Origin of the sequence: Streptomyces sp. XY431, assembly GCF_001279805.1 — a bacterium.
In the GTDB taxonomy this organism is placed as follows: domain Bacteria; phylum Actinomycetota; class Actinomycetes; order Streptomycetales; family Streptomycetaceae; genus Kitasatospora; species Kitasatospora purpeofusca.
Genome location: NZ_LGDO01000503.1, coordinates 21,150 through 38,920, shown reverse-complemented (window position 1 = coordinate 38,920; position 17,771 = coordinate 21,150). Strand labels below are relative to the sequence as shown.

16 protein-coding genes are annotated in these 17,771 nt (G+C 72.8%); 9 read left to right on the top strand and 7 right to left on the bottom strand.

The window, feature by feature from the left end; all coding sequences use genetic code 11:
• Positions 1-147 precede the first annotated feature (147 nt).
• Genes ADK60_RS36360 through ADK60_RS36350 form a run of 3 tightly spaced genes read right to left on the bottom strand, consistent with a single transcriptional unit; the run spans position 148 to position 3,388 of the window.
• Positions 148-1,236 (bottom strand): threonine aldolase family protein, encoded by a 1,089-nt coding sequence (locus ADK60_RS36360; RefSeq protein ID WP_053651100.1) that lies wholly within the window; start codon positions 1,234-1,236, stop codon positions 148-150.
• Entirely contained in the window at positions 1,233-1,991 is a 759-nt protein-coding gene (locus ADK60_RS36355; RefSeq protein ID WP_045942916.1) for an SDR family oxidoreductase, read from the bottom strand. Before ADK60_RS36355 ends, ADK60_RS36360 begins: the two co-directional genes overlap by 4 nt.
• The gene (locus tag ADK60_RS36350; RefSeq protein ID WP_045942917.1) at positions 1,988-3,388 is read right to left on the bottom strand and encodes a DUF6421 family protein; all 1,401 of its coding nucleotides are present in this window, start codon (positions 3,386-3,388) and stop codon (positions 1,988-1,990) included. Before ADK60_RS36350 ends, ADK60_RS36355 begins: the two co-directional genes overlap by 4 nt.
• 261 nt (positions 3,389-3,649) lie before the next feature.
• On the opposite strand from ADK60_RS36350, the gene ADK60_RS36345 reads away from it, so the two are divergent.
• From ADK60_RS36345 to ADK60_RS36325, 5 genes are all read left to right on the top strand, one after another.
• Positions 3,650-4,537, top strand: coding sequence for an ABC transporter substrate-binding protein (locus ADK60_RS36345; RefSeq protein WP_053651099.1), 888 nt, complete (start codon positions 3,650-3,652; stop codon positions 4,535-4,537).
• 41 nt (positions 4,538-4,578) lie between these two features.
• The gene (locus ADK60_RS36340; protein WP_053651098.1) at positions 4,579-5,475 is read left to right on the top strand and encodes an amino acid ABC transporter permease; all 897 of its coding nucleotides are present in this window, start codon (positions 4,579-4,581) and stop codon (positions 5,473-5,475) included.
• Positions 5,472-6,290: an amino acid ABC transporter ATP-binding protein gene (locus ADK60_RS36335; RefSeq protein ID WP_079008991.1), complete on the top strand. Its 819-nt coding sequence runs from the start codon at positions 5,472-5,474 to the stop codon at positions 6,288-6,290. Before ADK60_RS36340 ends, ADK60_RS36335 begins: the two co-directional genes overlap by 4 nt.
• Positions 6,291-6,482: 192 nt before the next feature.
• On the top strand, positions 6,483-7,064 hold the full coding sequence (locus ADK60_RS36330) for a DUF5134 domain-containing protein (RefSeq protein ID WP_053651097.1): 582 nt from the start codon (positions 6,483-6,485) through the stop codon (positions 7,062-7,064).
• Between the two features lie 211 nt (positions 7,065-7,275).
• Positions 7,276-8,238, top strand: coding sequence for a M56 family metallopeptidase (locus ADK60_RS36325; RefSeq protein WP_053651096.1), 963 nt, complete (start codon positions 7,276-7,278; stop codon positions 8,236-8,238).
• An 82-nt stretch (positions 8,239-8,320) separates the two neighbouring features.
• Here the strand turns inward: ADK60_RS36325 and ADK60_RS36320 are convergent, their stop codons facing one another.
• On the bottom strand, positions 8,321-8,725 hold the full coding sequence (locus ADK60_RS36320) for a MarR family winged helix-turn-helix transcriptional regulator (RefSeq protein ID WP_053651095.1): 405 nt from the start codon (positions 8,723-8,725) through the stop codon (positions 8,321-8,323).
• An 87-nt stretch (positions 8,726-8,812) separates the two neighbouring features.
• Between ADK60_RS36320 and ADK60_RS36315 the strand changes: the two genes are divergently transcribed.
• Both ADK60_RS36315 and ADK60_RS36310 read left to right on the top strand, forming a co-directional pair.
• Positions 8,813-10,336, top strand: coding sequence for an MFS transporter (locus ADK60_RS36315; RefSeq protein WP_053651094.1), 1,524 nt, complete (start codon positions 8,813-8,815; stop codon positions 10,334-10,336).
• Between the two features lie 237 nt (positions 10,337-10,573).
• On the top strand, positions 10,574-11,179 hold the full coding sequence (locus ADK60_RS36310) for a TetR/AcrR family transcriptional regulator (protein WP_045942926.1): 606 nt from the start codon (positions 10,574-10,576) through the stop codon (positions 11,177-11,179).
• A 76-nt stretch (positions 11,180-11,255) separates the two neighbouring features.
• On the opposite strand, the gene ADK60_RS36305 is transcribed toward ADK60_RS36310, so the two are convergent.
• The gene (locus tag ADK60_RS36305) at positions 11,256-12,122 is read right to left on the bottom strand and encodes a Sco1979 family transcriptional regulator (RefSeq protein ID WP_030392216.1); all 867 of its coding nucleotides are present in this window, start codon (positions 12,120-12,122) and stop codon (positions 11,256-11,258) included.
• Positions 12,123-12,536: 414 nt separating this feature from the next.
• Here ADK60_RS36305 and ADK60_RS36300 point away from each other — a divergent pair, with 414 nt between their 5' ends.
• The gene (locus ADK60_RS36300) at positions 12,537-13,058 is read left to right on the top strand and encodes an ATP-binding protein (RefSeq protein WP_233290527.1); all 522 of its coding nucleotides are present in this window, start codon (positions 12,537-12,539) and stop codon (positions 13,056-13,058) included.
• Between the two features lie 485 nt (positions 13,059-13,543).
• On the opposite strand, the gene ADK60_RS36295 is transcribed toward ADK60_RS36300, so the two are convergent.
• Positions 13,544-13,798, bottom strand: a complete 255-nt coding sequence (locus ADK60_RS36295; protein ID WP_030392214.1) for a DUF397 domain-containing protein — start codon at positions 13,796-13,798, stop codon at positions 13,544-13,546.
• Between the two features lie 514 nt (positions 13,799-14,312).
• Here ADK60_RS36295 and ADK60_RS36290 point away from each other — a divergent pair.
• Complete coding sequence (locus tag ADK60_RS36290) at positions 14,313-15,248, top strand: hypothetical protein (protein WP_063783372.1); 936 nt, start codon at positions 14,313-14,315, stop codon at positions 15,246-15,248.
• 89 nt (positions 15,249-15,337) lie between these two features.
• On the opposite strand, the gene ADK60_RS36285 is transcribed toward ADK60_RS36290, so the two are convergent.
• Entirely contained in the window at positions 15,338-17,572 is a 2,235-nt protein-coding gene (locus tag ADK60_RS36285) for a hypothetical protein (RefSeq protein ID WP_053651093.1), read from the bottom strand.
• Between the last annotated feature and the right edge of the window lie 199 nt (positions 17,573-17,771).

Here is a 17,771-nt window from a genome sequence, read left to right as displayed (position 1 = left end):
TTCCGGAGTTTCATTCAGCCGACTTCGCTTTCCGCTTGTCCCCGCTCTCTCGCGGCGACTCCGGAACTGTACGGGGACGGGACCGTCAGAAGCAAATCGTCCCGTCCCGCGGCGGCGGGACGGGACGATCGGCGGTCGGAGGGCGCGTCAGGCGCGGCCCATCTCCTCGGCGATGGCCGCCGCGAAGGCGTCGATATCGGCCTCCGTGGTGTCGAACGAACACATCCAGCGGACCTCGCCGGTGTGCTCGTTCCAGAAGTAGAAGCGGTAGCGCTTCTGCAGCCGCTCGCTCACCTCGCGCGGGAGGATCGCGAACACCGCGTTCGCCTGGACCGGGCGGACCACGGTCACGCCGTCGATCCCGCGGACCGCGGCCTCCAGCCGGCTCGCCATGGCGTTGGCGTGGCCGGCGTTGCGGAGGTAGAGGTCACCCGAGAGCAGCGCCTCGAACTGGACCGAGACGAAACGCATCTTCGACGCCAGCTGCATCGAGGTCTTGCGCAGGAACTTGATGTTCCGGACCTTCTCGGGGTTGAGCACGACCACGCACTCGCCGAGCAGCAGGCCGTTCTTGGTGCCGCCGAAGGACAGCACGTCGACGCCCACGTCCGTGGTGAAGGCGCGCAGCGGGACGCCGAGCGAGGCGGCGGCGTTGGAGAGGCGCGAGCCGTCCACGTGGACCAGCATGCCGAGCTGGTGCGCGTGGTCGACGATCGCCCGGATCTCCTCCACCGTGTAGAGGGTGCCGAGCTCGGTGCTCTGGGTGATCGAGACCACGAGCGGCTGCGCGCGGTGCTCGTCGCCGAAACCCCAGGCCTGCTGGTCGATGAGCTCGGGGGTGAGCTTGCCGTCGGGGGTGGGGACGGTGAGCAGCTTGATGCCGCCCATCTTCTCCGGCGCGCCGCCCTCGTCCACGTTGATGTGGGCGCTCTCGGCGGCGACCACCGCGCCCCAGCGCGGCAGCAGGGCCTGCAGGGCGACGACGTTGGCGCCGGTCCCGTTGAAGACGGGGTACGCCTCGGCCTGCTCGCCGAAGTGGCGGCGGAAGACGTCCTGGAGGTGGGTGGTGTAGTCGTCCTCGCCGTAGGCGACCTGGTGGCCACCGTTGGCGAGGGCTATGGCGGCGAGCACCTCGGGGTGCACGCCGGCGTAGTTGTCGCTGGCGAAGCCGCGGACGGCGGTGTCGTGCCGCCGCTCCGCGTCCGTGTGGCCGGAGAGCTCGGAAAGGTCGGTCATTGGGCTGTCAGCCACAGGTGCTGTCCGTTCAGTTCTTCTGCGGGGCGGTCCCAGAGGCCCGCCAGGTGTGCGGCGAGGTCGGCGGTGTCGGTGAAGCCGGCGAACTTCGCCTCCGGCTTCTCGGCCCGCATCTCGGGACTGACCAACGCCTTGATCACCAGGATGGCAGCCGCGGCGGTGGGCTTGCCGTCCTCGGCGGTGGTCTCCTTGCGGAAGGAGTCCGCCATGGCGAGCGTCCAGGCCTCGGTGGCGGCCTTGGCCGCGGCGTAGGCGGCGCCGCCCGCGGTGGGCTTGTGCGCGGCGGCGGCGGAGATCATCGCGTACCGGCCGGACTCGCTGCGGACCAGGGCGGGCTGGAACGCCAGCGAGGTGTGCTGGAGGGTGCGCACGACGGTGTCGTGCAGGAAGTCCCAGTCGTCGATCCGGCTGTCGAAGAAGGTCTTGCTGCCGCGCCAGCCGCCGACGAGGTGGAACACGCCGTCGACGTGGCCGTGCTCGGCCTCCAGGTGGTCGGCCCAGTCGTGGACCTCCTGCGGGTCGAGGAGGTCGATGACCTGGCCGCTGACCCGGGCGCCGCGGACGGCGATGCGGACGGAGTCGAGTGCGGACTCCAGGCGCTGGGCGTCGATGTCGGCGCCGATGACGGTGGCGCCGTCGGAGGCGAGGCGGCGCAGCACGGCCTGGCCGGCCGGGCCGCTGGCTCCGGCGACGGCGATGACCTTGCCGGTCAGCGGTCCGTTGGGTGCGGTGGTCACGCGGCGACTCCCTGCAGGCCGGCGCCGGTGATACCGGCGGTCGAGGCGATGACGCCGCCGAGCTTCTTCGAGAGGGCCTCGTAGAACATGCTCAGCGGGAACTCGTCGGGGAGCACAGCGTCGCACAGCGCCTTGTTGAGCGCCTTGCCTTCGGTGCTGCCGAACGGGAGCGCCTCGGTGCCCTTCGCCCAGGTCGAGGCCGGGTGCGGGGTGAGGTAGCGGGAGACCAGCTCGTAGGCGGCGATCCAGTGGGCCGGCTTCGGGCGGTCGATGCCGTCGCGGTAGAGGGTCTCGATCTCGGCGCAGAGGGCGTTGGTGACCTGCGGGGCCCGCTCCCAGTCGATGCTGAGGCGGTTGTCGCGCCAGCGCAGCGCGTCGTGCTTGTGCAGGTAGGCGAAGAGCAGCTGGCCGCCCATGCCGTCGTAGTTGCGGACGCGGTCGCCGCTGACCGGGAAGCGGAAGAGGCGGTCGAAGAGGATCGCGTACTGGACGTCGCGGGCGTGCACGTTGCCCTCGGTCTCCAGCTTCACCGCCTCCTTGAAGGTGGTGAGGTCGCAGCGGAGCTCCTCCAGGCCGTACATCCAGAACGGGCTTCGCTGCTTGATCATGAAGGGGTCGAACGGCAGGTCGCCGTGGCTGTGGGTCCGGTCGTGGATGAGGTCCCAGAGCACGAAGGTCTGCTGCGAGCGCTCCTGGTCCTGCAGCAGGCTCTCGGCGTCGGCGGGGATCTCCAGGCCGAGCAGCTCGACGGCGTTGGTGGAGACCACGCGGAAGCGGGCGGCCTCGCGGTCGCAGAAGATGCCGCCCCAGGTGAAACGTTCCGGCGCCTTGCGCACGGCCACGGTCTCGGGGAAGAGGACAGCGGAGTTGGTGTCGTAGCCGGCCGTGAAGTCGGTGAAGGTGATCGGCACGAACATCGGGTTGTCGAAGCGGGTCCGCTCCAGCTCGGCCAGCCAGTCGGGCCACACGACGTTCAGCAGGACGGCTTCGAGATTGCGGTCCGGGTTGCCGTTCTGGGTGTACATCGGGAAGACGACCAGGTGCTGCAGGCCGTCCTCGCGCTGGGTCGCGGGCTGGAAGGCGAGCAGCGAGTCCAGGAAGTCGGGCTCCCGGTAGCCGGTGTCGGCCCACTTGGCCAGGTCCGTGTCGACGGCGGCCAGGTAGGCGGCGTCGTGCGGGAAGAGCGGGGCCAGCTCGGCGACGGCGGTGCGCACGGTCGCGACCAGGGGGTCGACGGTGTGGCGCTGCACGGCGGCCAGGTCGATGGAGCCGTCCTTGGACTGCAGGGGGCGCAGGGTCTCGACGGCGTCCTTCAGTCGCAGCCAGGCCGGGTGCGCGGCGAGGCTCTGGGCCGGGGCGTCGGCCGCCACAGCGACCCTTGGCGAAAGATTCTGCATCGGGGACTCACTTCGACAGGAGGGTTTTCAACGAGACCACCATATGTACGAAAGGTTCTTCTGTTCAAGGGGGGGTTCAGCGACGGATCTTTCGTTCCCTGCGGTGGAGCGCGCGTGACAGGCTCGTGAACAGGCGAGGGGATCTTCCGGACGGCACGGGACGAAGCCTCCCAAGGCGACCATGCCGCGCGTGTCCCGGGCCCGCCACCGGGGGAGGTCACCACCCGACCGGTCCGCCTCTTCGCGTCCAGGAGCACCGCCATGCCCCTCCCCCGCACGTCCGCCGTCGCCGCCCTGCTCGCCGGTGCCCTGCTGGCCGCGGTCACCGGCTGCGCCGCCCAGGAACCGGCCGCCGGCACCGGCGCCTCGGCCTCGGGCGGCCCCGCCGACTGCTCGCCCGGCGCGCTGCCGACCCGGACGGCGGGGACGCTCGCCGTCGGCACCGACAAACCCGCGTACGAGCCGTGGTTCTCGGAGGACCGGCCGGAGAACGGCAAGGGCTTCGAGTCCGCGGTGGCGTACGCGGTCGCGGCGAAGCTGGGGTACCCGAAGGAGAAGGTGTCCTGGGTGGTCGCACCGTTCGGCCGGGCGACCGCGCCCGGTCCCAAGGACTTCGACTTCGACGTCAACCAGGTGTCGATCAGCGGCGAGCGCCGGCAGGCGGTGGACTTCTCCTCCGGCTACTACGACGTGCGGCAGGCGGTGATCGCGCTGAAGAGCTCCAAGGCCGCCTCGGCCCGGAGCCTCGCCGACCTGAAGGGGGTCAAGCTGGGCGCCCAGGTCGGGACCACCAGCCTGGAGGCGATCACCGGCACCGTGCGGCCGTCCGCGCCGCCGGCCGTCTTCGACTCCAACGACCTGGCGAAGGCCGCGCTGAGGAACGGTCAGGTCGAGGCGCTGGTGGTGGACCTGCCGACGGCCTTCTACATCACCGGGGCCGAGGTGACCGAGGCCGTGGTGGTCGGTCAGCTGACGGGCGCCGGCGGTGGGGGCGGTGGGGGCGAGCAGTTCGGGCTGGTGCTGGACAAGGGCTCCCGGCTGACCGGCTGCGTCTCGGCGGCGGTGGACGCGCTGCGGGCCGACGGCACGCTCGCGCGGCTGGAGCAGGAGTGGCTGTCCGACGCCGTGTCCGCTCCTGTACTGCGGTGAGCGCGGAGGAGGTGAGCGCCGAGGAGGCAAGCGCCGGGGGCGTGAGAGCCGGGCGGACGGACCTCCCACCCTCGAAGGCCGCCGACCCGCTGGGCTACCGGCCCTCGGCGCGGCGGCTGGCCCGGGAGGCGTTCCGCCGCCGCCGGGCCCGCCGCTCGGCGCTGATCGCCGCCGCATCGACCCTGCTGACGGCGGTCGCGCTGGTCGCCCTGGTGGTCGGCTCGCCGGGCTGGCCGGCGGTGCGCCGCTCGTTCTTCAGCGCCGAGTACGCCCGGCAGGCGCTGCCCGAAGTGCTCAAGGGGCTGCGGATCAATCTGGAGCTGATGGCCGTCTGCGGGGTGCTGATCCTCGTCCTCGGCCTGCTGCTCGCGGTGCTGCGGACGCTGCGCGGGCCGGTCTTCCTGCCGGTGCGGCTGCTGGCCACGGTGTACGTGGACTTCTTCCTCGGCCTGCCGATGATCATCTGCCTGCTGGTGATGATCACCGGTGTCCCGGCGCTGCGGCTGACCGGGGTCACCACCGACCCGCTGTGGCTGGGCGGCGCGGCCCTGGTGCTGACCTACGCGGCGTACGTGTCCGAGGTGTTCCGGGCCGGGATCGAGTCGGTGCATCCGAGCCAGCTGGCCGCCGCCCGCTCGCTGGGCCTGTCGCACGCGCAGGCGATGCGGTTCGTGGTGCTGCCCCAGGCGGTGCGCCGGGTGGTGCCTCCGCTGCTCAACAACCTGGTCAGCCTGCAGAAGGACACCGGGCTGGTGTCGATCGGCGGGGTGATCGACGCGGTCTACGCGGCGAAGATCATCAACGGCCGGTCGTTCAACTCCACCCCGTACCTGGTGGCGGCGCTCGTCTTCGTGGCGCTGACCGTCCCGCTGACCCGGTTCACCGGCTGGCTGACCGCCCGGGCCGACCGCCGGCGCTACGAAGGGGGTCTGTCATGACGGAGCGGACGGCCGACGGAACGGCCGACGGGACGGCCGACGGTGGGCCGACCGCCGGCGGCGAGCCGGTCCTGCGGCTGGAGGCGGTGCGCAAGACCTTCGGCGACGGCCGGGTGGTGCTCGCGGACGTGCACCTGAGCGTGCCCGAGCACTCGGTGACGGCGCTGATCGGCGCGTCCGGCTCCGGCAAGTCGACGCTGCTGCGGTGCGTCAACCTGCTGGAGCGGATCGACGACGGCGCGGTCTTCCTGGACGGCGCCGAGATCACCGACCCCCGCGTGGACGAGGACGCCGTCCGGCGGCGGATCGGCGTGGTGTTCCAGTCCTACAACCTCTTCCCGCACCTGACCGTGCTGGAGAACGTGACGCTCGCCCCGCGCCGGGTGCACGGGGTGCCGCGCGCCGAGGCGGAGGCGCGGGCGCTGGAGCTGCTGGCGCGGCTCGGCCTCGCGGACCGGGCCCGCGCGTACCCGGACCGGCTCTCGGGCGGCCAGCAGCAGCGGGTGGCGATCGTCCGGGCGCTGGCCACCGGGCCGCGCCTGCTGCTGCTCGACGAGATCACCGCGGCGCTCGACCCGGAGCTGGTCGGCGAGGTGCTGTCGGTGGTGCGGGACCTCAAGGAGCGGGGCATGACGATGCTGCTCGCCACGCACGAGATGGGTTTCGCACGCGAGGTCGCCGACCAGGTCTGCTTCCTGGACGGCGGTGCGGTGCTCGAACAGGGGCCTCCGGAGCGCGTGTTCGGGGCGCCGACGGAGGAACGGACCCGGCGCTTCCTGAGCCGGGTGATCGCCTCGGGCCGCCTCGCCGGCTGACCGGAGCACCCGCCGACCCGAGCGTCCGAGCGGAACAGGCCCGGACGGCGCCGGAGAGGACAGCACGGCGCCCGACGGCCGACCGCACCACGAGGAGCACAACCGTGCGCCCCCGTGCGCGCCCTGCTGCGTGCGGCGGCGAGCGCTGATCGTGGACGGTACGCCCGTCCGCGCCGCCCGGGGAGGCCGCCGTTGCACGGTCCAGAGCTGGTCAGCTGGCTGCTGGCCGTCCTCACCGCGGCATCCGGCGGCTACTGCCTCTCCCGGCTGCGCCGTGCCCCGTGCGAACCCGTGGCGGCCCCGGCCGTCCCCGGTACCGGTGCCGGTCCCGGTCGGCTGCACACCCACGAGGCGGACCTCGCCGAGGGGCTGATGGGCTTCGGCATGGCCGCCATGGCGGTCGCCGGCACGGCCGTGCCGGGCGAGGTGTGGGCCTGGGTGTACGGTCCGCCCGCGGTGCTCCTGGTGCTGGCGGCCGCCCGCCGCCCGGACCGGCGGGCGCACCGGCTGCACCACGCGGTCGGGGCACTGGCGATGACGTACATGGCACTGGCGATGACCGCCGCCCCCGGGCACGCCGGGCACCATCCGGCGGTCGGTTCACCCGTGCTGACCGGCGCCCTGCTCGCCTACTTCGGCGGGTACGCGCTGTGGTCCGGCAGCCGGCTGCTGAGCGGCTCCGGCGGGACGGCGGCGGCGGCCTCGGCCGGACTGCCCCGGGCCTGCCGACTGTCCATGGGCATCGGCATGTTCGCCATGCTGCTGACCATGTGACGACCGTCCGGAGTCCCCGCCGGGCGACAGCGGACGGCAACCCGGCAGCGGGTCCGCGGCACCGGCGCACCCACCGTGGCCCGGCGCCGTCCGCCAGGTGTCGTGGCGTTGGTCACTGGGTGGCCGAAAGCCGTTCCACCCGGCTCCGGCAGCGCATAGGTTGACCGGAAGCGCACTGTCGCGCTCCGTGCGTCCCCGGGGAGTCCATGCCATGACGGCCCTGCTCGGCCTGTTGCTGCTCGGACTGCTGCTCGCCACCCTCGCCCCCCGGCTTCTGGTCCGGGCGCGCTGGGTGGAGCGGGAACCGGTCCTGGCGCTGCTGGTCTGGCAGTGCCTGGTGGTGGCGGTGCTGCTGTGCTGCGCGCTGGGCCTGGTGCTCGCCGCGATGGCCGCCCTCCCCGACCTGCGCACGGTGCTCTTCGCCTGTGCGCCGACCGGCGTCGAGGCCGCGTACGGGCTGCACAACGCCGAGGGCTGGGGCCGGCTCTGCGCGGCGGTGCTGGCGGCGGGCGGGCTGCAGACGGTGGTCGCGCTGACCCGGGAGATCCGTACCGCGAAGGCGCTGCGGGCCCGGCGGCACGCCCAACTGGCCGAGCTCTCACCGCCGTTGCCGGAGTCGATCGAGCCGGCCTCGGGCGCGGGGTCCCGGCCGCGCCGGGAGCGGCTGGTGGTCCTGGAGAACGTCCGCCCGGAGGCGTGGTCGCTGCCGGGGCAGGACTCCCGGCTGGTGGTCACCACCGGGGCCCTCCACCGGCTCACCTCCCGCGAGCTGGCGGCGGTTCTCAGCCACGAGCGCGGGCATGTGCGGGCCCGGCACCACTGGCTGGCCCAGGGCGCGCAGGCGCTCGCCTCCGGATTCCCCGGGGTCGGGGTGTTCCGCGCCTTCCGGGACCAGGTGGGCGAGTTGGTGGAGCTGGCGGCCGACGACCGGGCGGCGCGCCGGCACGGGCGCCACACCACGGCCCTGGCACTGGCGGGGATCAACCTGGGCCGCGGGGTGTTCGGCGCCTGCCCGCCCGGGCAGGCGCAGTCCCCGAAGCGGGTGGACCGGCTGCTGGCGGGGCGGCCGAGGCTGTCCGTGCCGCACCGGCTGCAGCTGACCCTGGCCGCCCTGGCGGTGCCCGCCGCAGTGGTCCTGCTGGCCGTCGCCCCGGGCCTGCTCGCGCTGCGCTGAGCTGCCCGGCGGGCTCCAGCACCCCAACCGCACAGGGCACTTGACGGCCCGTCGACTCGCGGCCGAAGAGCCGTCGAGTACCCTAGGAGTCCTCGGCCAGGGTGAGCGACAGCACCTCGCGGTGCAGCGAGCGGGCCTCGGCGTAACGCCGGCAGCCCTCCTCCGTGAGCGCGACCTGGATGCCGCGCCGGTCGTCGGCGCACATCGCCCGAGTGACCAGCCCTGCCTTCTCCAGTCGGCCGATCAGTCGGGAGAGGGCGCTCTGGCTGAGGTGCACGGTAGGGGCGAGCTCCTGCACCCGCAGGCCCTTGTCACCGCTCTCGCAGCCCTCGACGAGGCGCTCCAGCACCTCGAACTCGCTCATGCCCAGGCCGTGCTTCTCACCCAGCTCGCGGTCGAGCAGACAGGCGGTCCGGGCATGCCGGGCGAGCAGGTCGCGCCACTGGGCGACCAGCCCTGCCTCCTCCGGGGAGTCGAGTTCAGCCACCCCGCCACAGTATCACAGCGTCAACAACTTATGCGTTAACATCTTATTCACTTGCATTGGATGCATGTGCATGTAGTCTCTTGCGTCATGACCACAGCGACCGCCACGAACACCGACGATCCGTCAAATACCGGGGCCCATTGGACTCCCCGGCTCTGGGGCACCCTGATCGTGCTCTGCGCCGCGCTCTTCCTGGACGCCCTGGACATCTCGATGGTCGGCATCGCCCTGCCGTCCATCGGCTCCGAACTGCACCTGTCCACCTCCACCCTCCAGTGGGTGGTCTCCGGCTACGTGCTCGGCTACGGCGGCCTGCTGCTGCTCGGCGGCCGCACCGCCGACCTGCTCGGCCGCCGCCGGGTCTTCCTGACCGCGCTCGGCGTCTTCGCCGCCGCCTCCCTGCTCGGCGGCCTGGTCGACGACGGCGGTCTGCTGATCGCCGCCCGCTTCCTCAAGGGCGTCGCGGCCGCGTTCACCGCGCCGGCCGGCCTGTCGATCATCACCACGACCTTCCCCGAGGGCCCGGCCCGCAACCGGGCGCTGTCGATCTACACCACCTGCGGCGCCAGCGGCTTCTCGCTCGGCCTGGTGCTCAGCGGCCTGCTCACCGCGGTCGGCTGGCGCTGGACCTTCCTGATGCCCGTCCCGATCGCGCTGCTCGCCCTGGTCTTCGCCGTCCGACTGCTCCCCCGCCCGACCGAGGAGAAGGTCACCGGCCGCTACGACGTGCTCGGCGCGATCACCGGCACCACCGCCGTGCTACTGCTGGTGTTCACCGTCACCGAGGCGCAGGGCGCGGGCTGGCTGAGCCTGCGCACCCTGGGCTCGCTGGCCGTCGTGGCACTGCTGGCGGCAGCGTTCCTGGTGGTCGAGAGCCGGACCGCGCACCCGCTGGTGCGGCTCGGCATCTTCCGCAACGGCTCGGTCGCCCGCGCCAATGTGATCGCCTTCGCGATGACCGGCGCGTACGGCGGCTTCCAGTTCGTGGTCACCCTCTACCTGCAGGACCTGCTCGGCTGGTCGGCCCTGACGATGGCGCTCGGACTGCTCCCGGCCGGCGCGATGATCGCGCTCTCGGCGCCGTTCATGGGCCCGGTGGTGGACCGCTTCGGCACCGGCCGGCTGCTGCCGATCGGCCTGCTGGCCCTGGTCGGCGCGTTCGCGCTGTTCCTGCGGCTGGACGCGCACAGCTCGTACCCGGTGCTGGTGCTGCCCTCGATCGTCCTGCTCGGCGTCGGCTTCGCCCTCGCCTTCCCCTCGGTGAACATCGCCGCCACCGACGGGGTGGCCGACGAGGAGCAGGGGCTCGCCTCGGGCCTGGTGAACACCGCGATCCAGGTGGGCACCGCGGTCGTGCTGGCCGGCGCCACCGCGATCATCACCGCCGGCAGCAACGGCGGCACCGGCGCCGAGGCACAGCTGGACGGCTACCGGCCGGCCCTGCTGTTCGTCACCGGGGTCGCGCTGGTCGGCCTGGTGATCGCCGTGGCGGGCGCCGTGCTCGACCGGCGGAAGAAGGCAACCACCCTGCCGGTACCGGACTATGATTATCCGTCAGTAGGCCGGGAGGACCTGGCCGAGCGACGCGACGAGATCCTCAGCAAGAGCTGAGCGGCGGCAGAGGTTCCGCAACACCCGGATCCACCCTCCGCCGTCGGGCTGGGCGCCGGCTCTACCAAACCCCCGTGTTGGTAGGGCCGGCGCCTCCGTACGGGCCGAACCCGGACCGCCCGGCCGAATGCCGGTCGCCGGGGTTCGGTCGCCGGCCCGGCCAGTATATTGGCCGCCAGCCAACGAACGTACGGAGCAGACACGATGGCACCTCGCGGGGATTCGGTCAATGAGGAGATGCGCCAGCGCTCCCGGCGACGCATCATGCGGGCCACCGTCGAGCTGGTCGACCAGCGCGGATACGCCGGCACCACGCTGACCGACATCGCCGAGCGGGCCGGGCTCGCCCGCGGCCTGCTCTCCTACTACTTCGACGGCAAACGGCTGCTGATGCAGTCGGCCACCCACCGGATGATGCACCAGGCGCTCTCCACCGCCCTCGACGAGCTGGCGCCCGACGCCGGCCCGGAGGACCGGCTGGCCCGGGCCATCGACGCGGTACTGAGCCTGGCCATGGACCACCCGAGGGTGATGCGCTCGCACCTCGCGCTGATCCTCGACCCGGACACCGGCGCCTTCGTCCAGGACCCGGAGCAGCAGCGGCTCGGCGCGATTCTCCAGGGACTGCTGCGCGACTGGGGCGCACCCGACCCGACGGCCGAGCACGCGGTGCTGCGCAGCGCGCTGATGGGCGGCTGCATAGGTGTGCTGCTGCCCGGGGCGGAAGTCCCGCTGGCGCCGATCCGCGCCGACCTGTTCCGGCGCTACGACCTGCCCTGGCACCTGGGCCGTCCGCCGCAGCCGCTCCCGCCGGAACGGGAACGGCCGCCGGCCCGCGGCTGAACCGCGGCGGCCGGCGGCCGCTGTGTCCGTCCGGATCCGGTTCCGGCGCCCCGTCGGGCACCGGCGCCGTCCGGGCTCAGCGCTCCTTCAGGATCGAGGCCAGCAGGTCGATGGTGCGCTCGGGCGTGAGACTGTCCACGCACAGCCGCTCCATGACCTGGATGTAGGCGTCGACGTCGTCGCGCTTGTCCAGGTACAACGCGCTGGTCAACTGCTCCAGGTACACCACGTCCGCGAGGTCCTGCTCGGGAAAGCGCAGGATGGTGAACGCACCGGACTCACCGGCGTGCGCACCGAAGCGGAACGGCATGACCTGGATGACCACGTTGGCCTGCTCGGCGGCGTCGATCAGGTACTGGACCTGGCCGCGCATCACCTTGGGGCCGCCGACCGGACGGCGCAGCGCGGCCTCGTCGATGACCGCCCAGAGCCGCGGGCTGCCGCCCTCGGTGAGCAGCTTCTGACGGCGCATGCGCAGGCTGACCCGGCGTTCGACCTCCTCCTCGCTGATCACCGGCCGACTCTGGCCGAAAACCGCCCGTGCGTACTCCTCGGACTGCAGCAGGCCGGGGACGAACTGGACTTCGTAGGTGCGGATCAGGGCAGCGGCCTCCTCGAGGCCGACATAGGTCTGGAACCAACCCGGCAGGACGTCGTTGAAGCTGTGCCACCAGCCCGACTTGTTGGCCTCACGGACCAGGCCGAGCAGCGCCTCGCGTTCGAGGCCGTCGTCCACGCCGTAGAGGCTGAGCAGGTCGGCGACGTCACGTTCCTTGAAGCTGACCCGGCCGAGTTCCATGCGGCTGATCTTGGACTCGGAAGCCCGGATCGCGTAGCCCGCGTCCTCGCGGGTGATGCCGCGCGTCTCGCGGAGCCGGCGCAGCTGGGAGCCGAGGAGGATCCGGCGGACCATCGAGCCGCCGCCCGGCTGAACTGTGGTCATGCGGTCCTAACCTCCACCTAGGGCAAACAGCGCACAGTCTGCCATCAGTTGAGCGCTCACGGTGCCGATACTGACGGATGTTCCTATCAGTTCTGCACTCCGCACACCAGGATGCACGTGCATCCGGCGCTTGCATATGCCATTTGAACGACTGCACGTGAATCGGCTCTTGCATCTGTAGTGAGCGCAGAGCACGATGGTGCACGTGCACCTGCACATCCCTGGCAATCCCGCGGGCTCCGCGTCGACCCCACGCGCGATTCCGTGCACCGGCCCGGCAGCGCCCCCGCGCCTCCGGGCCCTCGTGCGCGCGCGCCTGGTCGAGGGGCGGCCGCGCGGCCGAGCGAGTCGGAGGTGACCGGCATGACCCCGGCGGGTCCAGCCGTGTCCGCCCCCTTATGGGAGGAGCTCTTCATGAGCACCGGAACGGCTTTGGCAGTCGACCCCCATGTGGTCACGTGTACGCTCGCTCCCCGCTACGAAGCCGTCAGAACCGCGCGCGACTTCGCCAGGACCGCCCTGCAGCGCTGGGGCCTGGGCGAGCTCTTCGACGATGTCGCGCTGGTGGCTTCGGAGCTGGTGACCAACGCGTTGCGGCACGCGATCGGCGCGTGCCCGACCACGGCGGACGACCACGACTTTCCCACGCAGCCGACGCCCGAGGGCAGGCTGCCGATCCGAATAAGCCTCGTGCACCGCGCGCCGCAGGTGGTCTGCGCGGTGAGCGACCCCAGCAGCCTGGGCCCGGTGGCCCGGGAGGCGGACTTCGTGGCCGAGTCCGGCCGCGGACTGCACCTGGTCGACTCCTTCAGCCGTTCCTGGGGTTGGCACCCGCTGGGCGGCGGCAAGGTCGTCTGGGCGCTGTTCGAGGCGGAGGAGAGCCTGCGACCGGCCCCCGTGGCCGAGTTCGGCGGACGGCACCGGCGCTCGGCCTGACTCCGCGTCCGCCGACAGCCGCGCCGGGAACACCACACCACGGCCGGCGAGTTCCTCCGGCGACCACTCCACCCCGGCAACGGCGATCGGCGGCCCTCGGGCAGCGGGCACCGGCAGCCTTCCGGCGGTGGCGTCCCTCCGGTCCGTGTCCCTCCGATCCGCGTGCGGCGGCTCGGCAGCGCGACGAAGGCGGGCGGCGGAGGGCGGGCGGCGGAGGGCGGGCGACGAAGGCGAGCGGCCAACGCGGGGCCGACAGGCACGGGGCGGACGATCGCGGGGCCGACACGAGCGCGACCGGCGTTCGCAGGCCCGGTGCAGGCCCGGCCGCGAAGGCCGGGCACCCCTCGGCCCGGGCTCCCCGGGGCCGGAAGAGCCGACCAACAGCCGGAAGAACCGGAAGAACCGGCAAGGACGGCCGGAAAAGACAAAGGCCGTCGTGGTGTCAGCACCCACGACGGCCCCCCGATGGTGAAGCCGGCGACCGGTCAGACCGCCAGGTGGTCGAACTCCCCGTCCTTGGCCCCCAGCAGCAGTGCGGCGATCTCGGCCCGGGTGTAGATCAGCGCCGGACCGTCCGGGAAGCGCGAGTTGCGCATCGCCACCTCGCCCCCCGGAAGGGCGGCGAATTCGACGCAGTTCCCCTGAGAGTTGCTGTGCAGGCTCTTCTGCCAGACCACGCCTTCGAGGTCCGCAGCGGCCATCCCGTTGTACGTGTCGTACGTGTCGTGCGAGTCGTGCATAGAAATCTCCCGAAGAGCTCCGGAGTGGGTCGTCCAGCTCGGCGCCCCGGCCCCGGCCGTACGACCGGGCCGGCCCCGTACCGGCCCGGCACAACGCCTCACTTGACGCGATGATAGCTCCAGTGCACGTGCATCAGCACGGGACATTGCAGGTGCACGGCCTTTTCGACACCGAACCGGAACTCTTCACGGGGAGCCCCCCCGGCGGTATATAAGCGGACATAGCCGAGCGAATCGACAAGTAGCCGCTAACCGCCCGTAGGCGACCCCCCGCTGAATGTTGATCTTCCGACGCCGGGAGTCGCACTTCAGTGACGCTCCGTCAGGCCGGTCGTATGCTGTGAGACATCTCACGCGCCACTCGTGCAACGAAAGCCCCGTTCCGTCGCATCTACGCGGGTACCGGGACAACTGCCGCCCGGAGGCCGGTTATGTCCGGTTTTCGCAGCGGTGGTCCCACCCGGTGCGGCAGCCGAATGCGGGCCGGGCGGGCCGATGTCCTACGATCTCCGCCATGAGCACCGCAGCCATCCCGGGCGCGCCACTGCCCGTCCGTACTCCAGGCTCCCGTGCGCGGGGGCGCCACCGCCGTCCCGAGCGCCCCGAGATCCCGGCCGGTTCCCCGGCCCTGCTGCTCGCCGTCCCCGCGGCCGCCGGACCGGAATCCCGGTCCGTGGTCGAGGAGCTGCTGTCGATCGTCCGCAGCGAGCAGAACGGCGTGCTGACCGCCGCCGGTTACCTGCCCACCGGCGGGGCCGACGGCCAGCAGACCGGCGGGACCGCGGCCGAGCGCACCGTCGCCGAACTCCTGACCGAGGCGGCCGAGGCCGGCCTGCCGACGCCCGTCGTGGTGCCGCTGGTGCCCGGGCCGCACGGCTTCCTCGCCGAACTGCACGCCCTCGCCGCCGAGTACGGCGCCCAGGTCACCGACACCCTGGGCCCGCACCCGCTGCTCGCCGAGGCCGTCCACGTCCGCCTCTCCGAGGCCGGTCTGGCCCGCGCCGACCGCGCCCGGCTGTTCGCCATCGCGACCGCCGCCGACGGCGTGGTGCTCACCACCGTCGGCGGGCAGCCCGCGGCCGACGCGGCCGGCATCACCGGCATGCTGCTGGCCGCCCGGCTCGCCGTCCCGGTCGTCGCCGCCGCGCTGGACATCCCCGGCTCGGTGGCCGAGGCCGTCGCCCACCTCAAGGAGATGGGCGCCCAGAACCCGGCCCTGGCCCCGCTGGTGATCGGCCCCGAGGCGGACGCCGAGCTGCTCGCCGCGGCCGCCGAGGAGTCCGGCTGCCCGTCGGCCGCGCCGCTGGGCGCGTACCAGGCGGTGGGTCAGCTGGTCGCCTCCACCTACCTGGCCGCGCTGCCCGCCGTCGCCCCCGAGTTCGGGGCCGACGAGGCCGAGGACGCGGACGGGACCGGCCCCCGCGGTGCCGGACGGCACGCCGCCCAGTAGCGGACACCGCGTGAACGGGCCCGGAACGGCACTTCCGTTCCGGGCCCGCCGCGCGTCCGCCGACGGCACCCGGCAGCGGCGCGGCACCGTCACCGCCCCACCCGGGTGGTGGGCGCGGCCGCGTCCTTCAGCCTGAGTCCCGGCACCTGCACCGGCCGGGACTGGCCCGCCAGGGTCGGCACCGACGCGGCGACCGCGTTCCACTGCGGCCGCTCGGTGCCCTCCTCGCCCGCCCTGCGGACCTGGAGCACCTCGGTCGTTCCGGCCCGGCGCAGCAGGATGTTCTTGGGCGCCCCGGCCTCCGGGTCCAGCCAGAGCTCGTTGCCGTCGAACTCGCAGTCCAGCACCAGCACGTCGTCCGGTCTGCCGTCGGCCCCGGCGCGGAAGGCGATCCCGGCCCTGCGGTAGCCGGTGAACCGGCTGCGGCTGAAGGTGACCGACTCCCCGGCGAGTTCGTGCCGGGCGGTGGAGACCGCGAAGTCGCTGTGCCCGGCGGCGTCGATCAGCAGCCCGTCGAAGTTGCTGCCCCGGTCCCGGCCGAGCGCGTGCAGCGCCACTCCCCCGCCCGCGTTGCCGTACAGCACGCTCGCGGTGTAGTCGAAGTCGTTGAGGTAGGCGCCGTGCTCGATGCCCCAGCCGCCGTTGTGGTAGGCGGCGAACTCGGTGACCACGTGGTGCCGCTGGGCGTTGAGCCAGACGAAGATGCCGTCCTGGAGGTTGTTGTGGGCCAGGCAGCGCTGGAAGGTCCAGACGCCCTCGCTGTTCTCCGGCCACTCGAAGCCGGAGGCTCCGGTGGCGCCCTGCACCCCGACGGCGACGCAGTCCACGGCCTTGCCGCCGGTGCCCGCGCCGAGGTTGAAGCCGGTCAGCCGGTAGGCCCGGGGGTTGGGTTCGAGCAGGGTGCGGGAGGCGACGCAGGACTCGTAGACGATGTCGTCGGAGGGCTGCTGGGGGGTGCGGGTGTCCAGCGGGCCGTCCCACCAGTAGGCGTCCTCCCAGGTCTCGTGGCTGACACAGCTGCGGAAGGTGATGCCGTGGCTGGCGTGCGGCACGAAGGCGTGGCTGCCCGCGTCGCGGACGACCACGCCCTCGACCACGGTGCCCCGGGTGGCGTCGCCGAGCCGGTGGAAGTGCAGCCCGTACCGGCCGAGCACCGGCGCGGTGACGGGAGCGGTGCCGTCCGGGCCGCGCCAGGTCTCCTTGGTGTCGGCGCGCGGCCCGACCCAGCGCAGCGCGGTGTGCCGGACGTCGGCCCGGCGGGTGCTGGTGAGGTGGACGTGGGCGCGGCCCTTGGCGCTGCCCTCGACCCGGACGCTGCGGGTGAGGTTGAGCAGCTCGGCGCCGACGGTGACGCCCCCTCCGGCGGCGACCCTGGGGTGCGGGTACTTGAGAGGGGTCGTCAGGGTGACGGTGGTTCCGCTGACGGACCGGACGGTGACGAGGTCGTAGGCGGCGGCGAAGCCGTCCTGGTCGGGCGGGCCGGTCGGGGTGACGGCCAGTTCGTCGCCGGGCAGCCAGCCGGCGGGCGGGGCGGCCAGGTCGACGACGGTGTCGCCGGCCCTGAGCTCACGCTCGGCACGGACCCAGGCGGTCTTGGCGGCGCCGTCCAGCCGCAGGTAGCCGGCGCCGGTGACCCAGAGGCCGACGTCGGTGTCGACCACTTTCATGCCGTCGCCCTGGAAGCGCTTCTCGTCGACGGCGGGGAAGCGGAGGGTGTGGACCCGGTCGCCGTCGGGGGCGAGGGCGAGGGCGCCGCGGATCTCGACGTTGCCCGCGGCGGCGAGGGTGAGGGTGCGGTCGGCGGCGAAGGTGAGGCTGCCGCCCGGCTCGACCAGCAGGGAGCCGACCTCGGCGTCGGTGTCGAGCAGGACCTTGTCGGTGATCCGGACGGCGCTGCGCGGTCCGGGCGGGCTGCCGCCCCAGCCGGCCCGGTCGGACCAGCGGCGGCCGCCCTGGTCGACGGTGGGCGCGGGGGCGGGCTGCTCGGGCGGTCCGGTGCCCGGGGCGGCGGTGGCGGCCGGCGGGGCGGCGCCGTGGCCGCCGTCCTGGCCCATCGGGGCGGCCGCCCCGGGCGGGTCGGTGCCGACGACGGCGGCCGGGGTGACCAGCCGGGTCTCGCCGGTCAGCGAGCGGCGCAGGACCTCCTCGCCGCTGATCGCCGCGAAGGCGGTGCCGACGGCCAGCCAGCGCAGTAATGCGCGGCGGCTTACGGGAGTTCGGGGTGGTTCGGGCGGGATGTCCGCTCTGCGATGTTTTGCCCTGCGATGCGCCCCGCGTGGCCTGGCGGCCGGACGGGCGGCGTCCGACTCCTCGTCGATGCCCATCGGTGCGTAGCCCTCCCCCCGGGCGGCTGCGTCGGCGCCGGCATGGTGCCGACACTCTGAAGCATAGGCAGTTGTGTTGGCCATGACGGGCGTTGCCGGAAATCGGTCATTTCTGATCATGAAGGACAGCGGTTCAGCACGGCTTTCGTAAACTGTGACGGTCATCACACATGTTTGCGGTTTGAAGCCGCCTCTGCTT

Coding starts and splice junctions, on each gene's coding strand:
- ADK60_RS36360 (WP_053651100.1), bottom strand. CDS start 1,236: ATGACCGACCTTTCCGAGCTCTCCGGCCACACGGACGCGGAGCGGCGG.
- ADK60_RS36350 (WP_045942917.1), bottom strand. CDS start 3,388: ATGCAGAATCTTTCGCCAAGGGTCGCTGTGGCGGCCGACGCCCCGGCC.
- ADK60_RS36345 (WP_053651099.1), top strand. CDS start 3,650: ATGCCCCTCCCCCGCACGTCCGCCGTCGCCGCCCTGCTCGCCGGTGCC.
- ADK60_RS36335 (WP_079008991.1), top strand. CDS start 5,472: ATGACGGAGCGGACGGCCGACGGAACGGCCGACGGGACGGCCGACGGT.
- ADK60_RS36325 (WP_053651096.1), top strand. CDS start 7,276: ATGACGGCCCTGCTCGGCCTGTTGCTGCTCGGACTGCTGCTCGCCACC.
- ADK60_RS36315 (WP_053651094.1), top strand. CDS start 8,813: ATGACCACAGCGACCGCCACGAACACCGACGATCCGTCAAATACCGGG.
- ADK60_RS36310 (WP_045942926.1), top strand. CDS start 10,574: ATGCGCCAGCGCTCCCGGCGACGCATCATGCGGGCCACCGTCGAGCTG.
- ADK60_RS36305 (WP_030392216.1), bottom strand. CDS start 12,122: ATGACCACAGTTCAGCCGGGCGGCGGCTCGATGGTCCGCCGGATCCTC.
- ADK60_RS36300 (WP_233290527.1), top strand. CDS start 12,537: ATGAGCACCGGAACGGCTTTGGCAGTCGACCCCCATGTGGTCACGTGT.
- ADK60_RS36295 (WP_030392214.1), bottom strand. CDS start 13,798: ATGCACGACTCGCACGACACGTACGACACGTACAACGGGATGGCCGCT.
- ADK60_RS36290 (WP_063783372.1), top strand. CDS start 14,313: ATGAGCACCGCAGCCATCCCGGGCGCGCCACTGCCCGTCCGTACTCCA.
- ADK60_RS36285 (WP_053651093.1), bottom strand. CDS start 17,572: ATGGGCATCGACGAGGAGTCGGACGCCGCCCGTCCGGCCGCCAGGCCA.